Source organism: Stenotrophomonas sp. A3_2, from assembly GCF_036624925.1.
GTDB classification, from domain to species: domain Bacteria; phylum Pseudomonadota; class Gammaproteobacteria; order Xanthomonadales; family Xanthomonadaceae; genus Stenotrophomonas; species Stenotrophomonas hibiscicola.
In genome coordinates this window covers 1-341 of sequence record NZ_JAZKVY010000011.1, presented here as the reverse complement: position 1 = coordinate 341, position 341 = coordinate 1, and the positions used below count along the sequence as shown (strand labels likewise).

The following is a 341-nucleotide window of genomic DNA, read 5'->3' as shown; positions in this document are numbered from 1 at the left end:
TTCGGCGCCCGCAGGGGCGCCCAAAATGGTTCCGGCGCCCGCAGCGGCAGCTCCGCTCGTTCAGTCGCCCGCATGGGCGCCCACCGTGGTGCTGGCGCTCGGGCTCTGCGCGCTGGCTGGCTGCAGTGTGCGCAACCCGCTGCACATCTTCGATCCCACGCATGTGCGGCGCGGCGCGCTCATCGAGGAAGAAGCGCTGCGCGACCTCATTCCCGGCACGTCCAGCCGCGCCGACGTCACCGCGCTGCTGGGCTCCCCCACCGCGCGCGCCACCTTCGACGACAATACCTGGATCTACATTACCCAAATCACGAGCACGCGCATCGGCCGCACCCCGGGTG

The 341-nt window shown here is 70.7% G+C and carries 1 protein-coding gene; it reads left to right on the top strand.

Annotation, left to right across the window (positions count from 1 at the left end; all coding sequences use genetic code 11):
• Window positions 1-85: 85 nt before the first annotated feature.
• The coding region (locus R5H29_RS00040; protein ID WP_332328523.1) for an outer membrane protein assembly factor BamE at window positions 86-341 on the top strand (256 nt) is incomplete at its 3' end.